Raw genomic sequence first — 18,855 nt, forward strand, 5'->3', positions numbered from 1 at the left:
GTGTCCGAAATTGTCGGAAGTATCGGGACTTGTCGGTCAATTGTATGATTAGACTCCCTTTGGCCTCCCCTTCGGCGCGGCGTCACGATCGCCGCGCCGAGAAAGGAACGGACACATGCACATGAAGCGAAGGCTCGCCGCGGCCGGCGCCGCCCTGGGGGTCGCCGCGGCGGCCACCGGCGCCGCCGCGTACACCGCGCAGGCCGACCCCGCCGGTCCGTCCACCTCAACCGAACCCGTCACCTGGACCGTCGACGGCCTCACCGCCGACGACGTCGCCGAACTCGAAGCCCTCGGCTTCGACATCGCCGCCGAGCACGGCGGCGAGGCCCAGATCATCGGCGACGAGAGCGTCGCGGACGACCTCCGCGCCCTCGGCCACGACCCCGAGTTCTTCGACACCGTCTACAAGGAGCTCGGCGCCACCGCGCAGCAGGAGGGCACCTACTACGGCGGCTACCGCACCGTCGACGCCATCGAGTCCCACCTCCAGGAGGTGGCCGACGCCAACCCGTCGCTCACCCGCCTGTACGACATCGGCGACTCCTGGCTCAAGACCCAGAACGACGGCGGCCACGACATCTACGCCATCTGCGTCACCGCCGTCGCCGACGGCGACTGCGAGCAGAACCCCGACTCGGCGAAGCCCCGCTTCTCCCTGATCGCCCAGATCCACGCCCGCGAGATCGCCACCGGCGAGATCGCCCTCCGCTGGATCGACAAGCTCGTCGCGGGCTACGGCACCGACGCTGAGGTCACCGACCTCCTCGACACCACCGAAGTGTGGGTCGTGCCCGTCGTCAACCCCGACGGCGTCGACGTCGTCTCCTCCGGCGGCGACGACCCGGTCCTCCAGCGCAAGAACGTCAACGACTCCGCGGGCAACTGCGGCTCCAGCGCCGGCATCGACCTCAACCGCAACTCGTCGTTCGAGTGGGGTGCCGACTCGACCAACCCGTGCTCCGAGACCTACCAGGGCGCCTCCGGCGCCTCCGAGCCCGAGACGCAGGCGATCGAGGACTGGCTCCGCGCCCTCCACCCCGACCAGCGCGGCGAGGGCCAGAACGACGCGGCCCCCGACGACGCCCGCGACGTCTTCCTCACCCTCCACTCCTACGGCGAGTACATCATCGTCCCGTGGGGCTTCACCTCCGACGCCGCGCCGAACGACGCGGCCCTGCGCGCCCTCGGCGCCGACATGTCCGAGTCCAACGGCTACCTCGTCGGCACCAACGACGACACCGTCGGCTACAGCACCAGCGGCACCACCGACGACATGGCCTACGGCGAACTCGGCGTCGCCTCGTTCACCTTCGAGGTCGGCCCCGACTTCGGGAACTGCGGCGGGTTCTTCCCCGCGTTCTCGTGCGTCGAGGAGACCCTCTGGCCCGAGAACGAGGGCGCCATCATGACCGCGGCCCAGGCCGCGGCCGCGCCTTACGCAGGCTGAACACGCGTCCCGGCGGGCTCCGGCCCGCCGGGACGCCCCGATTTCCCCGAACCGCCGCCGCGCCCCGCCGACCCGCCCATACTGACCGGACACCGGCACGAGGCGAGGAGCGGGCGATGGCCGACGCAGGCGACGGCAAGAGCGGCAGGGGACTGCGCCGCCTCATCACGGCGGTCGTCATCATCGCGCTGGCCGTCTGGTTCATCCTCGCCAACACCGAGACCGTCGGCGTCAAGCTGTGGGTCGTCCGCGTCGAGACGCCCATGTGGATCATGTTCGCCATCATCTTCATCGCAGGCTGGGCCGTCGGCGCCCTCCTCCGCCGCCGCTCCGCGAAGAAGAACGCCTAGCCGATCGCCGCCAGCAGCCGCCGGTACGTCGCCTCGACGTCGCCCGGCACGCTCTCCACCCCGATCGCCTGCGGCCGTTCCCGAACCAGCGCCTCCATGCGCTCGTGGTACTCCCGCAGCCGCGCTTCGCCGCCGTCCAGGATCTCCCGCGCCTCGACATGCACCGGGTCCACCGCCGCTTGAGCCCGCTCGGCGAACCGGCGCACGAGCCGGTCGGCGTCGTCGCGGAGGTACACCTCGTCGAACCCCGCGCCCGACTCCGCGGCCGCGGCCGCGAGCCGCTCGATGAACTCCACCCGACCCACCAGCTGCGGCACCACCGCGTCGTACCCGGCCGCGAGGTGCTCGCGCACCATCGCGACCGCGATCGACCGGGCCCGCAGCCCGGCCCCGCCCGGATCGTCCCGCCAGCGCCCCAGCGTGCGGCGCAACTGGTCCAGGTCGAGCACGAGCGCCAGCGGCCGGTCCGCGGCGTACCGCCGCGCGAGCGTCGACTTCCCGACCGCCGGGGCGCCGTTGAGCAGGATCAGGCGAGGCATGCGGCGACCTTAACGGCAGCGGTAGAAGACGAGCCGCTTCTCGAAGTCGAACGTGCCGTGCGCCGCGAAATACTCGTCGAGCAGCCGCCCGGTCGCGAGCATCGACGCCTCGTACACCTCGTCGCCGCAATCCATGAGCGATCGCGCGGAGCGCAGGTAGGCGAGGAGCGGCTCCGGTTCGGGCACCGAGACGAGCCCGGTGTCCTCGAATGCCTCGACGGTGTCGAAGCGGGCCTTGAGGAGCGCCGGCGCGTTCGCGGAGTCGAAGTTCGGCAGCGGGCCGCGCGGGTCGTAGCGGTCGGCTTCCGGCAGCGTTTCGATCGCCTTGCGCCACAGGTCGTACAGCGCACCCATGTCGTCGGCGGCGTTGGTGGCGGCCAACAGGACGCCGCCGGGCTTGAGGATGCGGCGGAACTCCGCGACGGCCTTGGCGACATCGGGCACGTGGTAGAGCATGTGCAGCGCCAGCACCCCGTCGACACCGCCATCGGGGTACGGGATCGCCTGCGCGTCGGCGACCATCGCCGGTTCGGGGACCTCGGCGAGCATCCCCGGAGCCTTGTCGACCGCGACCACGGTCGCCTCGGGCCGGTCCTCGCGCAGCCGCCGGGTGTAACGACCGAACCCGGCGCCGACATCGAGGATCAGGTCCAGTCCGCGGGGGAGAAGCCCCGCAGCGTGCTCGACGGGGTCGAACGCCTCCCGCCGGTACTGGTAGATGCTGATGCGGGTCTTCAGGTTCCCGGCGTCCCGGTAGTTCTCCATCGTGCGCTCGACATCGACGACCATGCAGTGTCCCTTCGCGAGTGGAGCCGACGAGAGTACCGCGCGGCTCCGGGGGCCGCAACTGCTGCGGGGCGGCGCGGGGCGGGTTAGGGTGGGCCGTATGCATGTCGTCATCGCCGGAGGGCACGGACAGATCGCGCTGCTCCTGACCGAGATCCTGGCCGCAGAAGGACATTCCGTCACCGGGCTGATCCGCAAGCCGGAGCAGGCCGAGGACATCGCCGCGATCGGCGGGCGCCCGATCGTCCTCGACCTCGAACAGGCCGACGCCGAGCACCTCGCGGGGCTCCTCGCCTCCGAGACCGAAGGGGCCGTCGACGCGGTCGTGTTCGCCGCGGGCGCCGGGCCCGGGAGCGGGGCCGCGCGCAAGGAGACCGTCGACCGGGCCGCCTCGGTGCTCCTCGCCGACGCCGCGGTCGCGGCGGGCGTGCGCCGCTTCCTCCAGATCTCCAGCATGGGCGCGGGGAAGGACCCCGACCCGTCGCGCGACGAGGTCTGGACCGCCTACATCGAGGCGAAGACCGCCGCCGAGGAGGACCTCAAATCGAGGGACCTCGACTGGGTCATCGTGCGGCCCGGCGCGCTCACCAACGACCCGCCCACTGGCAGGGTCCTGCTCGCCGACCCGCCCGCGGGACGCGGCGAGGTGACGCGCGCGGACGTCGCCGCGGTGCTCGCCGAGATCCTCAAGACCCCGTTGGTGACGCGACGCGTGCTCGAACTGCGCGGCGGCGACGACGCCGTGCCGGACGCCGTGTCCGCCTTCGCGTCCTGACACCGTCCGCAGTGGTCTGATTCCCGCCTGCAAACGCATATGCGGATTGCGTCGGCGAATCCGAGTGCTCGATACTGTACCGATGCGATTTGGTGTGGTTCCTTCCTCTGTCCGCCGCGACGTCCTCAACTGGCACGGCGAGTCGGGCCGCGCGTGGCTCGACGACCTCCCCAGGACGGTCTGGAGCCTCAAGCGCACATGGTCCCTCCGCATGGACGGGCCGCCCTACGACGGCGGGTCGCACTCGTACGTGGTCCCGGTGCGCCGCGAGGACGACTCCCCGGCCGTCCTCAAAGTGATCTACCTCGACGACGAGAACCGGGGCGAACCGACTGCGCTGCACCGGTACCAGGGGGACGGCGCCGTCGAGCTGTACGACTACGACGCCGCGACCGGCGCAATGCTCATGGAGAAGGCCGTCCCCGGCAACCGGCTCAAGTCCACCCGCTTCTTCGGCCACAAGACGCCGGCGGCCGCCTGGCGCCGCATCGGGATCGCCACCGGCCTGTACCGGCGCCTCTGGCGCCCTTACGAACCCGCGGAGGGCTTCCCGGACCTGCCCGCCGCCACCGAGATGCTGGACGCCTGGCGCGCGGAGTACCGCGAGCCCGACGCGGACGTGCGCCGCCGCCTCGGCGACGACCGGCTCCGCGAGGCGCTGGCCCGCTGCGACGACCTCGCGGACGCGCCCGAGACCGGCATCGGCAACCGCGACACCCACTTGACGAACATCGTGTCGGCCGAACGGGAGCCGTGGCTCGTCATCGACCCGAAGCCCTACCTCGCCGAGCGCGCCTTCGACGGCGGGTACTTCCTGTTCACGCAGGAGCTGTACGGCCCGCACAGCGGCCGCGACCTGCTCCGCGCGGTCGCCGACGGCCTCGGCGCCGACGCCGAGCGCGTCAAGGCCTGGGCGCTGCTGCGCTTCGCCGCCCACCTCGCCCACGACGCCGACGAGCGCGAGCTCGACGAGGTGTCGAAGGCGATGCGGGAGCTGGAGGACGCCTGACCGGGGCCGCCGGGCCCCGGTGCGGCGGCGCGTCTTCGGAATAGAGCGCTTTCCGGCCCGATCGGGTGAAAAAGATCCGCGTCGGATTCCCGACTCCGCGGCGAGTCGCCAACGGGTCGGAACGTCCCTTCAGGATTCAGTCGCGGCCTGCGCGGCGGCTCGCCAGGAGCCCCCGCAGGCCGATCACCCCGATCGCGACGCCGAGCCCGAACGAGGTCGCGGCGAGCGCGAGGTGCACCCAGAAATAGCCCGTCGGATCACCCGCGGCGTCGAACGCGAGGCCGCTGACGTCCTTGAACAGATTCTTTACGAAGGTCGACCATACGATCAGCGACCACACGCCGAACGCGAGGAGGAACACGGAGACGCCGCGACTGAGCTTCATCCGCCCAGTATCGGCGCACCGCAAGGGCCCGGACATTCCGGGCGCGCCCCACCGGTCGCCGGTCACGTCCCGGCCCTCCGCGGCCCGCTTCCGCCGACCGACCCGTCTGGTGCGCCTACTATCCTGGGCATTGGAGACCCGGTGTCACTCTGTGCGGCAGTTGCGTGCATACCGTGGTCTGCGATGATGGAGACCGGATTGTCATCAATGCATGGAATGGCGGGCCCGGAATGAGCGGACCTGAGAACCCGATGCCCGACGGGTATCCCGACGCCGAGGCCCTGGGCTGGCTTCGCACCGCCGACATCGAATACCTCGGAGTCCACATCAGAATGACGATCAAGCCCAACGACCGCATCGTCGAGCTGTGGGAGCTCGACGGCGGCCACCCGACCCGCTGGCTCGGCAACGTCTTCCGCATCGACGCCGCCCTGCCCGGCCTCTACCTCAACCACAAGTTCGAGGCCGTCCTCAAGAGCCGCACGCAGCGCGACGGGCTCGCCCACATCGCCGCCAAGTTCTGGAAGTCCTGACCCCGCCGCCATGGCCGTCGAACCCGTGGCCGTCAAGCCTGCGACCGTCAGGCACCCGGCCGTCAAGCCCATGGCCGCCAAGCAGGCCCGCGGGCGGGAGACCGTCGAGCGGCTCCTGTCCGCCGCCCTCGACCTCTACGAGCGCAACGGCCCCGAGGGCTACACGATGACCGGCGTCATCAACGCCAGCGGCGTCAGCGTCGGCAGCCTCTACCACCACTTCGGGTCCTTCAACGGGCTCACCGCCGCGCTCTACGCGCGCCTCAGCGGCGAACTCCTCGACCGGCTCGTCGCGGCCGTCGAACCGCGCCGCACTGCCCGCACCGGCGTCCAGGCCTGCGTCACCGCCTACCTCGCCTGGTGCACCGAGCACCGCGCGAAAGCGCACTTCCTGCTCGGCATGCCCTACCAGGCGCACCTGGTCGGCCCCACCGAGGCGATGCTCGCCGAGACCGCGCCGCAGCTCGCGGCGATCCTCGCGTGGATCGCGCCGCACGTGGAGGCCGGGCGGATCGTCGACGTCCCCGACAGCCTCCTGGGCTGCCTCCTCATCGGACCGGTGACCGAGGCGGTGACGCGCTGGCTCGTGGGCGTGCCCGGCGCCGACGACATCGCCGAGGCCTTCACCTACCTGCCCGAGCGGATCTGGGCCTCCGTCAAGGGCCCCAACGGCTGACGGGATCAGCCGAGCCGCTCCAGCGCCTCCACGAGCGGCTTGAAGTCCGGGTCCGAGCGGGCCTCGTCGAGCGCCTCGCGCAGCGCCGCGTCATGGGTCGGCGCCGCCTCGGCGAGGAGCTCGCGGCCCGCGGCGGTGACGTCGGTGTAGATCCCGCGCCGGTCGTCCTTGCAGATCGTGCGGGCGAGGAGCCCGCGGTCCTCCATGCGGGTCACCAGGCGCGTGGTCGCGCTCTGGCTCAGCACGATCGCGTCGGCGACCTGCCGCATCTGGAGGTGCCTGCCCTCGCTCTGGCGGTCGAGCACGGTGAGCAGCGACAGCTCGCGCACGCTCAGCCCGTGCTCGGCTTCGAGCCGCCGCCCGATGCGGTCGGCGATGCGCTCGTGCAGGACCGACAGCGCGCACCAGTGCTGCGCCAGCGCGGTCGTGGTCTCCGGGGCCGCGGTCACGGTCATCCTCCCTCGGGGCCGGAACGGTACCTCATCGTAGCGCACGACGGTATAAGCCATGCAACAAATACCACCGCTTGCAATTAGCCCGCGTCTGCAAGTATCGTTGGCGGCGGAACGGGGCACCCGCGGCCCCGGAGTTCGGCAGACTCGACGCCGCGAACCGAAGGAGAACCGATGAGCGAACAGCTGCACGTCACCGTGCTCGGCACCGGCATCATGGGGGCCGCCATGGCCCGCAACCTCGCCCGCGCCGGACACGCCGTCACCGCCTGGAACCGCAGCCGCGACAAGGCCGCGCCCCTCGCCGCCGACGGGGTCAGTGTCGCCGACACCCCCGCCGAGGCCGTCGCGGACGCCGACGCGGTCCTCACCATCCTCTACGACGGCCCCGCCGTCCAGGAGGTCATGGCCCAGGCCGCGCCCGCCCTCAAGCCCGGCGTCCGCTGGATCCAGTCCACCACCGCGGGCCTCGACGGCGCGAGCGCGCTCGCGGCCGTCGCCGACGAGCACGGCCTCGTGTTCTTCGACGCCCCCGTCCTCGGCACCAGGGCCCCCGCCGAGGCCGGGCAGCTCACCGTCCTCGCCTCCGGGCCCGCCGACGACCCGGTCGCGAACGCCGTCTTCGACGCGATCGGCGCCAAGACCGTGTGGACCGGCGCCGACGGGGCCGACGGCAGCGCCTCCCGCCTCAAGCTCGTCGCCAACAGCTGGGTCCTCGTCCTCACCCACGGCATCGGCGAGGTCCTCGCCCTCGCCAAGGGCCTCGGCGTCGACCCGCAGGGCTTCTACGACCTCATCCAGGGCGGCCCGCTCGACGCCGGATACGCCCACGCCAAGGGCGCGCTCATCCTCGACGGCGCCACCGACCAGGCCAGCTTCGGCCTCGACACCGCGCTCAAGGACACCAGGCTCATCGTCGAGGCCGCCGCCGCGAACGGCGTCCGCCTCGACCTCGCCGAGGCCGGCGCCGAGCGCTTCCGCCGCGCCTCCGCGCAGGGCCACGGCGACGAGGACATGGCCGCGACCTACTTCGCGAGCTTCGACGAGTAACCAGACCGAACCACAGGGGGAGAAACCATGGCGAAGATCCTGTTCATCATGACCGGTTCCGACGAGTGGACGCTGAACGACGGCACCAGGCACACCACCGGCTACTGGGCCGAAGAGGCCGTCGTCCCGCTCCAGGCGTTCAAGGACGCTGGGCACGCCGTCACCGTCGCCACGCCCGGCGGCGTCGTGCCGCCCGCCGACCCGGTCAGCCTCGACCCCGGCCTCGCCGGAGGCGACGAGGCCGCCGCCCGCTTCCGCGACGCCGTCGCCACCGCGCCCGAGTTCGGCGCGCCCGTCGACCTCGCCGCGGTCGACCTCACCGGCTTCGACGCCGTCTACGTCCCCGGCGGCCACGGCCCCATGGAGGACCTCTCCGGCGACCCGCACGCCGGGGCGCTCCTGGCCGACGCGCTCGCCTCGGGCAAGCCCGTGGGCCTCGTCTGCCACGGCCTCGCCGCGCTCCTGCCCGCCACGGAACCGGACGGCGTCAACCCGTTCGCCGCCTACCGCATCACCGGGTTCACCGACCGCGAAGAGCACCTCGGCGCGTTCGGCGACAAGGCCCCGTGGCTGCTCCAGACCCGCCTCGAACAGGCCGGGATCGACTTCCAGGCCGGGGAGCCGTTCGCCTCCCACGTCGAGGTCGACCGGAACGTCGTCACCGGCCAGAACCCGCAGTCCTCGCAGACCGCGGCCGACGAGCTGCTGAAACTCATCGGATAGACGTACCCTTGGGGCCGCCGGGCCGGCGGCCCCGCCCCCCGAAGCCGCCCCCCAGGAACCGCCCGCACACACTGAAGGAACCATGACCAGCAACCTGTTCACGCCGCTCACCATCCGGGGCACTGAGTTCCCCAACCGCGCCTGGATGGCCCCGATGTGCCAGTACAGCGCCGACACGACCGGTCCCGGCACCGGCGCCCCCAACGACTGGCACGTCCAGCACTACGGCTCCCGCGCCGTCGGCGGCACCGGCCTCATCCTCGTCGAGGCCACCGCCGTCACCGCCGAAGGCCGCATCAGCATCGGCGACCTCGGCATCTGGAGCGACGACCAGGTCCCCGCCCACCGCCGCCTCACCGATCTCATGCGCGCCCACGGCACCGTCCCCGGCGTCCAGCTCGCCCACGCGGGCCGCAAGGCCACCTCCGACCTGGAGTTCAACGGCGGCCGCGCCCTTGCCCCCGACGAAGGCGGCTGGGTCCCCGTCGCCCCCAGCGCCGTCGCCTTCAGCGAGTCCCGGCCCGTGCCGCACGCCCTCACCCGCGAGGAGATCCAGGACGTCGTCGCCGCGTTCGCCGCCGCCGCGCGCCGCGCCCTCGCCGCCGGATACGAGGTCGTCGAGATCCACGGCGCCCACGGCTACCTCCTCCACGAGTTCCTCTCGCCCGTCTCCAACCGCCGCGACGACGAGTACGGCGGGTCCTTCGAGAACCGCACCCGCCTCGCCGTCGAGGTCACCGACGCCGTCCGCGCCGCCGTCGGCGAGACCGTCCCCGTGTTCTTCCGCGTCTCCGCCACCGACTGGATCGAGCCCGAGGGCTGGACCGCCGACGAGACCGTGCGCCTCGCCGCGGTCCTGCGCGAGCACGGCATCGACCTCCTCGACGTCTCCTCCGGCGGCTCCCTCCCGAACGCCGCCGTCCCCACCGGCCCCGGCTACCAGGTCCCGTTCGCCGCCCGCGTGCGCAGCGAGGCCGGCCTGCCCGCGGGCGCGGTCGGCCTCATCACCGAAGCGCGCCAGGCCGAGAAGATCCTCGCCGACGGCGAGGCCGACGCGGTCCTCATCGGCCGCGAGCTCCTGCGCGACCCCTACTGGGCCCGCCACGCCGCCGCCGAGCTCGGCGACGAGGCCTACAAGCCCGCCCAGTACCGCCGCTCCTGACGGCCCCGCCGGCTCCCGGCCCGCGCCGGGAGCCGGCGGCGTCCCCAAAGGACCGTCCACCAGCGCCGCTCCTCAATAGACCGGAACGGTGCAATTCCGGCAACCGGACCGTACGGCGACCGCACCGGCCGGTGCGGAACCAGGACCACCCCGCGCGCATCGAGGACCGCCGCACGTCGCGGCCCGGACCGGAGTACGCTCCCGCCCAGGCGGAGAGGAGCGCACCATGACGGACCCGCGACCGGAGGGCGGACGCCCCATCGAGGACTACGCCCTCCTCTCCGACCGCCACACCGCCGCCCTCGTCGGCACCGACGGCTCCATCGACTGGCTCTGCCGCCCCCGCTTCGACAGCCCCGCCGTCCTCGGCCGCCTCCTCGACCCCGACGCGGGCCACTGGTCCCTCACCCCCGCCGCGCCCTACCGCACCGAACGCGCCTACGTCGGCGAGACCTTCGTCCTGCGCACCGTCTTCACCACTGGCACCGGCACCGCCGTCCTTACCGACGCGCTCGCGCTCGGCCCCGCCACCGACCGCGGCCGCATCCGCCTCGCCTCCCGCGCCCCTATCGCCACCCTCCGCACGATCGAATGCACCGCAGGCGAACTCGACGTCGACTTCGCGTTCCGCCCCCGCCCCGAATACGGCCTCGTCAACCCGATCTTCACCCGCATCCCCGGCGGCGTCCTCGCCACCGGCGGCCCCGCCCGCTTCGTCCTCACCAGCCCCGTCCGCCTCGACTTCGGCGACGACGGCGCCACCGCCCGCCTCAGCCTCCGCGAAGGAACGAAGCTCCACTTCTGCGTCCAGACCGCCGACCTCGCCCAGGACCCGCTGCCCGCGTGGACCCCCGAAGCCGTCGAAGCCGCCCTCGACGAGACCCTCATCGGCTGGCAGGACTGGCACGACGCCCACCCCGACTGGGACGGGCCCCTCGCGCCCCTCGTCAAACGCTCGGTCCTCGTCCTCGAAGCGCTCCGCTACCAGCCCACCGGCGCGATCGTCGCCGCTCCCACCACCTCCCTCCCCGAAGCCGTCGGCGCGGGCCGCAACTGGGACTACCGCTACTCGTGGGTGCGCGACGCCAGCTTCACCGTCCAGGCCCTCGCCGAAGCCGGTTGCCACGGCGAGGCCGTCGAGTTCTTCGAGTTCATGACCCGCGCCGCCGCCCACTACCAGCCCGAGCAGCCCCTCCAGATCATGTTCGGCATCGGCGGCGAGCACGACCTCTCCGAACGCGAACTCGGCCACCTCGCGGGCTGGCGCGGCTCCCGGCCCGTGCGGGTCGGCAACGCCGCCTGGCTCCAGCCGCAGCTCGACGTCTACGGCGAACTCCTCGACGCCGCATGGCATCTGCGCGGCCACCTCCAAGGCCTCGACGAGCCCGCCCGGCAGTTCCTCTCCGGCATGGCCGACGCCGCCGCCGACCAGTGGGAGCAGCCCGACCAGGGCATCTGGGAGTCCCGCGGCGCACCGCGCCACTACCTGTACTCCAAGCTCATGTGCTGGACCGCCCTCGACCGGGCCGTCATGTTCGCCGACCGGCTCGACGTCGCCGCCGACCGCGTCGGTACCTGGGCCGCCGAGCGCGACCGCGTCCGCGAGGCCATCGAGACCCGCGGCTGGAACCCCCGCATCGGCGCGTTCTGCGCGGCCTTCGGCGACGACGACCTGGACGCCTCGGTCCTCGCCATGCCCGCCTCCGGGTTCCTGCCCGGCACCGACGAGCGCCTCAAGTCCACCGTGGACGTCATCGACGCGAAGCTGCGCGACGCCCGGGGCCTCCTGCGCCGCTACGAGACCGGCACCGACGGCCTCGACGGCACCGAGGGCTCGTTCGTCATGTGCACGTTCTGGCTCGCCCAGGCACTGGCGCTCACCGGCCGCCCCGACCGCGCGGAGGCGGCCTTCGCGCTGGCCGCGGACTGCGCGAACGACCTCGGCCTGCTCTCCGAGGAGGTCGACACCGCGACGGGCGCGATGCTCGGGAACTTCCCGCAGGCGTTCAGCCACATCGGGCTCATCAACGCCGCCATCGCGATCCGCGACGCTCGCCGTTCCCGGCCCGGGCGGTTACCCTCAGTGCCGTGACGCTCTTGATGATCGACCTCGACAACACCCTTATCGACCGCGACGCGGGCTTCCGCACCGGCCTGACTGCGCTCCTCGCCGCCCACGGCCACGCCGCCGACCACGTCGACTGGATCATGGCCGTGGACGACTGCGGTTATGCGCCCCGCCCGGTCGTCGCGCAGGCCATGTTCGACCGGCTCGACTTCGACCTCACCGAGGACGAGCTCATCGACGCGCTCTACCGCGGCTCGCGCGACAACGCCCGGCTCGACCCCGCGACCGCCGACGCGATCGGCCGGGCCCGCGGTGCGGGCCACCGCGTCGTCATCGTCACCAACGGGCCCGTCGAGGGCCAGTTCGGGAAGATCCGCAACGCCGGGCTCGACCGGCTCGTCGACGCGTGGACGATCAGCGGGGCCGTGGGCGCCGACAAGCCCGACCCGGCGCCGTTCCGCGCCGCCGCGGCCGCCGTCGACGGCTCGCTAGAGGACGCGTGGATGATCGGCGACCGGGACGACGCCGACATCCTCGGCGCCCACCGCCTCGGCGTCCCCAGCGTCTGGCTCCACCTCGGCCGCGACTGGACCGCCGCCGACTACCGGCCCACGCACACCGCCGACTCCATCGTGGAGGCCATCGACCACGCCGCGAACGCCCCGCGACTGTCGTGAATCCGTCTCGGCCGCATCGCGAAAGCCCCTCAAGCTGCCCGCCGCGCTAGCTAGCGTGGGTGTGAACGGCCCACCGATGCACCGGCGGTGACCGTGCAGCGGCCGCGGGCGCAAGCCTGCGGCCGCTTGGCGCTCAGCGAATGGCGAGGTACGCGCTCAGCTGCGCGGCCGCGTCGAGCATCGCCAGCCCCCGCTTCGTCAGCCGCCCCCGCCAGTCCGCAAGGGACTGCGCCAGCGCCTCGGTGCCGCCCGCGGTCCGCACCTGCTGCACGACCGCCGCGATGTGCTCCAGCGGGTAGCCGCCGCGGCGCAGCAGGTGCGCGAGCTCGGCGTCCCGCACGTCCTCCCACTCGAACCGCCGGTACCCGGTCGCGCGCTCGCGCGCGGGGGAGAGGATCCCGGCCCGCTCCCAGTTCCGCAGTGTCGCGGGCGTGACCCGCAGCCGGTACGCGAGTTCGCCGACCGTGTAGGGCGCGAAGCGCTCCGGGACCTCCGGCTCGGCCAGCCGCGCCACCGAGGCGGTGACCGCGTCGAGCGTGGCCCGGTCCCGGAGCAGCTGCTCGTGGCCGCGGTCGATCACCATGAGCACCTCGTCGATCCGTCCGCTGTGGACCGCGTGCATGGCCTCGCCCGCCACACCGTGCCCGTACGCGCGCACCAGCGCCAGGAACGCGCGGAGCGCCGCCGCGTGCGCCTCCGTGTAGACCCGGTAGCCGCTCGGGGTGCGCTCGGCGGCCGGGAGGAACCCTTCGCGCTCGTAGTTGCGGACGGCCTGGGCCGTGAGTCCGTGCTCGCGCGCCAGGTCGGAGGGACGCAGTTTCACCACGGTTTGAGACTTTACCGCAGTGGTCCAACGCCAGACCCGATCGAAGTCTCAACCGTTCTTTCAACGATACGTTTCAAGCCATGAACACCGACCAGATCACCGCGTCCCATGACGTCATCGGCCTCGGCGAGCGCGCCCACGGCGACTCGCCCCAAGCGGAGGCCCGCGCCGACCTCGCGCTCCGCCTCCTCGGGCACGGCGCCCGCTCGATCGTGTTCGAGTCCGACCGGGTCGCCGCCTTCGCCGTGGACGACTACGTGCAGGGCCGCACGGATTCGCTCGACACCGCGATGGGGGAGGGCTTCACCCACGGGTTCGGCGCGTTCGCCGTCAACCGCCGCCTCGTCGCCCGACTGCGCGCATGGAACGAGGGCCGCGACCCGGCCGACCGGGTCGCCTTCCACGGCATGGACGCGCCCCTCGAATTCACCGCCGCCAGCCCGCGCGCCTACCTCGAACACGTCCGCGACTACCTCGGCCGCGACCTCGACATCGCCGCGCTCACCGGCGACGACGAGACCTGGAGCCGCATGGAGGCCGTCACCGACCCGGCCGCATCCCCCGGCGACACCCCTCCGGCCCGAGCGCTCCGCATCATCGCCGACGACCTGCACGCCGCGCTCTACGCCGCCGCGCCGGAGCGCATAGCCTCGACCTCGCTGACCGACTGGCACCGCGCGAGGGTCAACGCCGCCACCGCCGCCGGACTCCTGCGCTACCACCGCCAGGCCGCGCAGCCGCTCCCCGAAGCCCACCGGTGGAGCCGCCTCTCCGGCGTTCGCGACGCACTCATGGCCGAGCACCTGCTCGACATCCGCGCCCTTGAAGCGGGCCGCGGGCCCACGGTCGTCCTCGCCCACAACGTCCACTTGCAGACCACCGAGAGCCGCATGGAGATGGCCGGCATGAACCTCGTCTGGGCCGGGACCGGCGCCATCATCGCGGCCCTCCTCGGCCCGAAGTACGCCTTCATCGCCGACGAAGACTGACCCCTGCCGAGGTCCCGGACCCGCTCGGCCTCCGCGCTTGACATCGCTTTATCGATATACCAACCTGGTACGGACGTTCGCACCTGCCGCCCCTCCCGGCCGGTCGAGAAGCCGTGCTCCAGAGGAGGAAGCCGATGAACGAGTCCCACGCGCCCCGGACGGTCCCCGTCCCCCCGGGGCCCGCAGCGCAGTCCGCCGCAGGCGACCCGTGGGTCGCCGAGGTGCCGGACAACCCGGTGCGGGACGTGTACCGCTTCACCGTGCCCGCCAGGGCCGTGCGCGAGGCGACCGGCGTCGAGGACGGCCAGGTCGCCGTGCAGGGCGACTTCGGGCCGGGCGGGACCTGGACCGAGTTCCACGCCGACGGCGACGCCGACCGCGTCGCCACCCTCGGCCCGCTCGACCCGGGCCTGTACTGCTACCGGTACGTGGTCCGGCCCGCCCCGGACGCCGAGGCCGTCCCGTTCCGCGATCCGGAGACCGCACGGCCGCGCCTCGGCACCCTGTTCGTGCACGGCCCGGGCGCCGACTGGCTGGCGGACACCGCCGACGGCGGCGCGCTCGACACGGTCGAGTACGGCGGCGGCGCGGCGTCCGAGGCGCTCGTGTGGACCCCGCCGGGCTACGACGCCGCCCGCGCCGCGCCGTACCCCGCGCTCTACCTCCTTCCGGACGCGGGCCGCAGCCATCGCGAATGGGCGGAGCCGGGCCGCCTCGCGCAGATCCTCGCCCGCCTCGTGCTCGACGGCGACGCCGAGCCGATGGTCGTCGTGGCGGCCGACGGCTCCTCAACGGCGAAAGACCTCGTCGAGGGCCTCGTTCCCGCCGTCGAGGCGGCGTTCCACGTCGCCGCCGACCGCGCCGTCGCCGGCATCGGCCGAGGCGCGTCGACGGCACTGGAGGCGGCCGCCGCGGCGGCGTTCACCGGCGTCGGCGCGCTCTCGGGCGGCCTCGGCCCGGACACCGGCCCCGACACGCTGCGCCGGGTCGGCGACCGCACCGCGCTCATCCGCGTTTACGGCGGCAACGTCACCGACTCCGCCTACGACGAAGTCGGGGCGCTGGAGGCCGTGCTGACCGCCGCCGGCGTCGCATTCGAGTCCGACGGCTCTCACCCCGCCTCCGGCGGCACCTGGAGGACCTGGCGGGCGGCCCTGCGCGACTTCGCCCAGCGCCTGTTCCGGCCGGTCGCCGACCACGGCCCGAGCGAGGGCCACCCGCCCTTCACCGCGCACGAGCCCCCCGCGCCCGGCACGGCGCCCACCCCGTGGACCGACGCCGACGGCGTCGTCACCTTCGAGGCCGGCCCCGAGTTCGCCGCCGCCTCGCGCGTCGCCGTCTGGGGCAACTTCGGCCCCGCGGGAAGCTGGCCCCGCACGCCCATGACCCGGCAAGACGACGGCTCGTGGCGCCTCTCGATGCCGCTCGAAGGCGGCACCTACCACTACAAGTTCGAGGTCGACGGCGCAGGCCGCAAGGACCCGCGCAACCCGACCTCGGTGCGCTCCGAACCCGCCTGGAGCACCTTCGCCGTCCCCGGCGACACCCTCAGGGGCCGCTACACCGCACCGGTCCCCGCCGGTGCGCGCGGCGAGGTCGACGTCATGGCCTACAACAGCACCGCGGCCGATCCGGACCGCTCGGCGCACGTGTGGACGCCCCCGGGCTACGACCCCGCCCGCGCCGAGCCGTACCCCGTGCTCTACCTCCAGCACGGCGGGGGCCAGACGCGGTCCGACTGGATCGAAGTCGGCTACGCCGACCGCATCCTCGACAACCACCACCGGAACGGCACCACGGTGCCCATGGTCGTGGTCATGGCGAACGGCAACGGCGTCGACTTCCCGACCGAGATCACCACGCGCATCGCCCCGGCCGCCGAGGAGCGCTACCGCGTGAGCGCGGACCCGCGGCGGCGCGCGCTGGCGGGCCTGTCGATGGGTTCGGGGCAGACGCTCAGCACCCTGTGGGCCCATCCCGGCGCGTTCGCCTACATCGGCGCCATGTCGGCGTTCGGCGGTCCTCCCGAAGGGACGGACACCGCCGCCGTCAACGCCGGCACCGAACTGCTCCGGGTGTACTCCGGCGACCGCCAGGACTTCACATACGAGCCGACGCTCGACCTGATCGCCGCCATGGAGCGCAGCGGGGTCGAGCACGAGTTCGCGCCGATCATCCCCGGCCCGCACGGCTGGGACGTGTGGCAGCGGGCGCTGATCGACCTCCTGCCGCGCCTGTTCAAGGCCGCGCACTAGCGGAGCGGGCCGTCCGGGGCCGAACGGCCCCGGACCGCCTCGCGAGCTCCGCACGGGCCCTAGGCGCTCGCCTCCGCCTTGGACTCGCGGCCGTCGGTCTCCTGGAACGACTCCTGCTCGGCGATGTCCCGTGCGAGGTGCGCGACGGACCGGTTGAAGACCTCGCGGTCCTGCGGGTCGGCCAGGTTCCAGTCGTCCAGGTGCCGGTCGAGCCAGCGCTTCCAGGCCGAGACGAACAGCTCGAACTCGGCGCGCCCGCGCGGCGTCAGGCTGAGGCGCCCGGCGTCCACGGCGAGGAACCCGTCCCGCACGGCCTGCACGAACACCGGTTGCAGCACCTGCGGCGGGAGCCGGTGGGCTGCGGCGATCTTCGGGAGCGTCGCGTCGAACCCGGCGGTCTGCCTCATGTAGACCTGCCGCAGCGCCCACGACCCGGCCCGGTCGAGCGCGCTCGCGCCCGACGCCGCCTCGTACACCTCGGTGTAGACGGTGCGCCGCTCCCGGCGCATCACGTCGGCGACCATGCGCGCGAGCCGCTCCTCCGACGGGGACGGGTCGGGGGCGGCGAAGCCCTCGCCCATGTCGACCGCGCGGCCGCGTGCCGCGTCGTGCAGGGGCCGCTCCTGGAGGAACCACGCCACGAGGAACCCGAGGACCGCGACGGGCACGGTCCAGAAGAACACGAAGTTGATCGAGTCGGCGTAGGCGTTCACGACCGGCGCGATCACATTGTCGGGGAGTTGGTGCAGCGCAGCGGGACTGGCGGCCGCGGCCGGGTCGATCCCGGACTCGGCGTACGCGGTCGCCAGCAGCGGCGTCAGGTGGTTGGAGAACATGGTCCCGAAGATCGCCGTCCCGAACGTCGAGCCCACGGTCCGGAAGAACGTCACGCCCGAGGTCGCGGCGCCCATCTGCGCGTAGGGGACCGTGTTCTGCACCGCGATCGTGAGCACCTGCATCGCCAGGCCCAGCCCGAGGCCCAGGACCAGCATGTACAGCGACTCCAGCCAGATGCTCGTGCCCGGCCCCATCGTGGACATCAGGTACAGGCCGACGGCCATGAACGCGGTGCCCGCGATCGGGAACGCCTTGTACCGCCCGGTGCGGCTGACGAACGCGCCCGAGAGGATCGAGGTCGTGAGCATGCCCGCGACCATCGGCAGCGTCCGGTAGCCCGAGACCGTGGCCGAGACGCCGTCCACGTACTGGAGGTACGTCGGCAGGAACGTCATCGCGCCGAGCATCGCGAACCCGACGATGAAGCTGAGGATCGAGCACACCGTGAACACCGGGTTCCCGAAGAGCCACATGGGGAGGATCGGCTCGGCGGCCCGCCGCTCGATGAACACGAACACCGTCAGCGCAACGGCCGCGCCCGCGAACATCCCGAGGATCGTCGTCGAGTCCCACGCGTACTCGTCGCCGCCCCACTCCAGTGCGAGGATCAGCAGCGACGTGCCGATCGCGACGAAGATCAGCCCCCAGTAGTCGATGATCGGCTTCACCGCGGACCGCACGCGCGGCACCGTGGCCGCGGCCATCGCGATCATGACCACCGCGATCGGCACGTTCACGTAGAAGCACCACCGCCACGACAGGTGGTCGGTGAACAGCCCGCCGAGGGTCGGCCCGAGCACGGTGGTCACGCCGAACACCGCGCCCATGGCGCCCTGGTACTTCCCGCGCTCGCGCAGCGGGATCACGTCGGCGATGAGCGCCATCGCGGTGACCATGAGGCCGCCCGCCCCCAGGCCCTGCACCGCGCGGGCGACGATGAGGAACACCATGTCGTCGCTGAACCCGGCGAGCGCCGAGCCGCCGACGAACACGACCGCGCTGATCTGGAAGATCGCCTTGCGCCCGAACATGTCGCCGAACTTGCCGACCACGGCCGACGCGATCGCCTCCGCCAGCAGGTACGACGTGACGACCCACGCCATGTGCCCGGCCCCGCCGAGGTCCGCGACGATCGTCGGCAGCGCCGTCGACACGATCGTCTGGTCCAGGGCCGCCATGAGCATGCCGAGCATGATCGTGGTGAACACGAGGTTCCTGCGGGACTTGCTCAGGACCGGCGGCGCGGGCTCCGCCGCGGCAGGGCGCTCGGCGGTGTCGACAGTGCTCATAGGCGGAACGATAGCGGCAAACCA

19 protein-coding genes are annotated in these 18,855 nt (G+C 72.7%); 13 read left to right on the top strand and 6 right to left on the bottom strand.

Going from position 1 to position 18,855, the window contains the following annotated elements:
- Positions 1 to 115 precede the first annotated feature (115 nt).
- The gene (locus WA640_RS21550; RefSeq protein WP_335990418.1) at positions 116 to 1,450 is read left to right on the top strand and encodes a M14 family zinc carboxypeptidase; all 1,335 of its coding nucleotides are present in this window, start codon (positions 116 to 118) and stop codon (positions 1,448 to 1,450) included.
- 116 nt (positions 1,451 to 1,566) lie between these two features.
- On the top strand, positions 1,567 to 1,800 hold the full coding sequence (locus WA640_RS21555; RefSeq protein WP_335990420.1) for a hypothetical protein: 234 nt from the start codon (positions 1,567 to 1,569) through the stop codon (positions 1,798 to 1,800).
- Here WA640_RS21555 and WA640_RS21560 read toward each other — a convergent pair.
- Positions 1,797 to 2,339 (bottom strand): AAA family ATPase, encoded by a 543-nt coding sequence (locus WA640_RS21560; RefSeq protein ID WP_335990421.1) that lies wholly within the window; start codon positions 2,337 to 2,339, stop codon positions 1,797 to 1,799. The two genes, WA640_RS21555 and WA640_RS21560, sit on opposite strands and share 4 nt — an antisense overlap.
- A gap of 9 nt (positions 2,340 to 2,348) precedes the next feature.
- Complete coding sequence (locus tag WA640_RS21565; protein ID WP_335990423.1) at positions 2,349 to 3,128, bottom strand: class I SAM-dependent methyltransferase; 780 nt, start codon at positions 3,126 to 3,128, stop codon at positions 2,349 to 2,351.
- 97 nt (positions 3,129 to 3,225) lie between these two features.
- Here WA640_RS21565 and WA640_RS21570 point away from each other — a divergent pair, with 97 nt between their 5' ends.
- Entirely contained in the window at positions 3,226 to 3,900 is a 675-nt protein-coding gene (locus tag WA640_RS21570) for an NAD(P)-binding oxidoreductase (protein WP_335990425.1), read from the top strand.
- Between the two features lie 94 nt (positions 3,901 to 3,994).
- A complete protein-coding gene (locus tag WA640_RS21575; RefSeq protein WP_335990427.1) occupies positions 3,995 to 4,909 on the top strand; it encodes an aminoglycoside phosphotransferase family protein in 915 nt (304 codons plus the stop codon).
- 136 nt (positions 4,910 to 5,045) lie between these two features.
- Here the strand turns inward: WA640_RS21575 and WA640_RS21580 are convergent, their stop codons facing one another.
- A complete protein-coding gene (locus WA640_RS21580; RefSeq protein WP_335990429.1) occupies positions 5,046 to 5,294 on the bottom strand; it encodes an SCO4848 family membrane protein in 249 nt (82 codons plus the stop codon).
- Positions 5,295 to 5,524: 230 nt separating this feature from the next.
- Here WA640_RS21580 and WA640_RS21585 point away from each other — a divergent pair, with 230 nt between their 5' ends.
- Both WA640_RS21585 and WA640_RS21590 read left to right on the top strand, forming a co-directional pair.
- The gene (locus WA640_RS21585) at positions 5,525 to 5,827 is read left to right on the top strand and encodes a hypothetical protein (protein WP_335990431.1); all 303 of its coding nucleotides are present in this window, start codon (positions 5,525 to 5,527) and stop codon (positions 5,825 to 5,827) included.
- 10 nt (positions 5,828 to 5,837) lie between these two features.
- A complete protein-coding gene (locus WA640_RS21590) occupies positions 5,838 to 6,503 on the top strand; it encodes a TetR/AcrR family transcriptional regulator (RefSeq protein ID WP_335990433.1) in 666 nt (221 codons plus the stop codon).
- Positions 6,504 to 6,508: 5 nt separating this feature from the next.
- Here the strand turns inward: WA640_RS21590 and WA640_RS21595 are convergent, their stop codons facing one another.
- Positions 6,509 to 6,958 carry a MarR family winged helix-turn-helix transcriptional regulator gene (locus tag WA640_RS21595; RefSeq protein ID WP_442904798.1) on the bottom strand — a complete coding sequence of 150 codons (450 nt, stop codon included), beginning with the start codon at positions 6,956 to 6,958 and terminating at the stop codon, positions 6,509 to 6,511.
- 171 nt (positions 6,959 to 7,129) lie between these two features.
- Here WA640_RS21595 and WA640_RS21600 point away from each other — a divergent pair, with 171 nt between their 5' ends.
- From WA640_RS21600 to WA640_RS21620, 5 genes are all read left to right on the top strand, one after another.
- Positions 7,130 to 8,005 carry an NAD(P)-dependent oxidoreductase gene (locus WA640_RS21600; RefSeq protein WP_335990437.1) on the top strand — a complete coding sequence of 292 codons (876 nt, stop codon included), beginning with the start codon at positions 7,130 to 7,132 and terminating at the stop codon, positions 8,003 to 8,005.
- A gap of 27 nt (positions 8,006 to 8,032) precedes the next feature.
- A complete protein-coding gene (locus WA640_RS21605; RefSeq protein WP_335990438.1) occupies positions 8,033 to 8,728 on the top strand; it encodes a type 1 glutamine amidotransferase domain-containing protein in 696 nt (231 codons plus the stop codon).
- Positions 8,729 to 8,810: 82 nt separating this feature from the next.
- Positions 8,811 to 9,890 carry an NADH:flavin oxidoreductase/NADH oxidase gene (locus WA640_RS21610; RefSeq protein WP_335990439.1) on the top strand — a complete coding sequence of 360 codons (1,080 nt, stop codon included), beginning with the start codon at positions 8,811 to 8,813 and terminating at the stop codon, positions 9,888 to 9,890.
- A gap of 226 nt (positions 9,891 to 10,116) precedes the next feature.
- Positions 10,117 to 11,982, top strand: a complete 1,866-nt coding sequence (locus WA640_RS21615) for a glycoside hydrolase family 15 protein (RefSeq protein ID WP_335990441.1) — start codon at positions 10,117 to 10,119, stop codon at positions 11,980 to 11,982.
- Complete coding sequence (locus WA640_RS21620; protein WP_335990443.1) at positions 11,979 to 12,635, top strand: HAD family hydrolase; 657 nt, start codon at positions 11,979 to 11,981, stop codon at positions 12,633 to 12,635. Before WA640_RS21615 ends, WA640_RS21620 begins: the two co-directional genes overlap by 4 nt.
- Before the next feature lie 133 nt (positions 12,636 to 12,768).
- Here WA640_RS21620 and WA640_RS21625 read toward each other — a convergent pair whose 3' ends face one another.
- Positions 12,769 to 13,461 (bottom strand): TioE family transcriptional regulator, encoded by a 693-nt coding sequence (locus tag WA640_RS21625; protein ID WP_335990444.1) that lies wholly within the window; start codon positions 13,459 to 13,461, stop codon positions 12,769 to 12,771.
- A gap of 80 nt (positions 13,462 to 13,541) precedes the next feature.
- On the opposite strand from WA640_RS21625, the gene WA640_RS21630 reads away from it, so the two are divergent.
- Both WA640_RS21630 and WA640_RS21635 read left to right on the top strand, forming a co-directional pair.
- Positions 13,542 to 14,450 carry an erythromycin esterase family protein gene (locus WA640_RS21630; protein ID WP_335990446.1) on the top strand — a complete coding sequence of 303 codons (909 nt, stop codon included), beginning with the start codon at positions 13,542 to 13,544 and terminating at the stop codon, positions 14,448 to 14,450.
- Positions 14,451 to 14,584: 134 nt separating this feature from the next.
- Positions 14,585 to 16,705, top strand: a complete 2,121-nt coding sequence (locus WA640_RS21635; protein ID WP_335990447.1) for an alpha/beta hydrolase-fold protein — start codon at positions 14,585 to 14,587, stop codon at positions 16,703 to 16,705.
- A 59-nt stretch (positions 16,706 to 16,764) separates the two neighbouring features.
- Here the strand turns inward: WA640_RS21635 and WA640_RS21640 are convergent, their stop codons facing one another.
- The gene (locus tag WA640_RS21640) at positions 16,765 to 18,831 is read right to left on the bottom strand and encodes an MDR family MFS transporter (RefSeq protein WP_335990449.1); all 2,067 of its coding nucleotides are present in this window, start codon (positions 18,829 to 18,831) and stop codon (positions 16,765 to 16,767) included.
- Positions 18,832 to 18,855 lie beyond the last annotated feature (24 nt).

This window comes from Glycomyces sp. MUSA5-2 (assembly GCF_037034145.1).
GTDB classification, from domain to species: Bacteria; Actinomycetota; Actinomycetes; order Mycobacteriales; family Micromonosporaceae; genus Glycomyces; species Glycomyces artemisiae.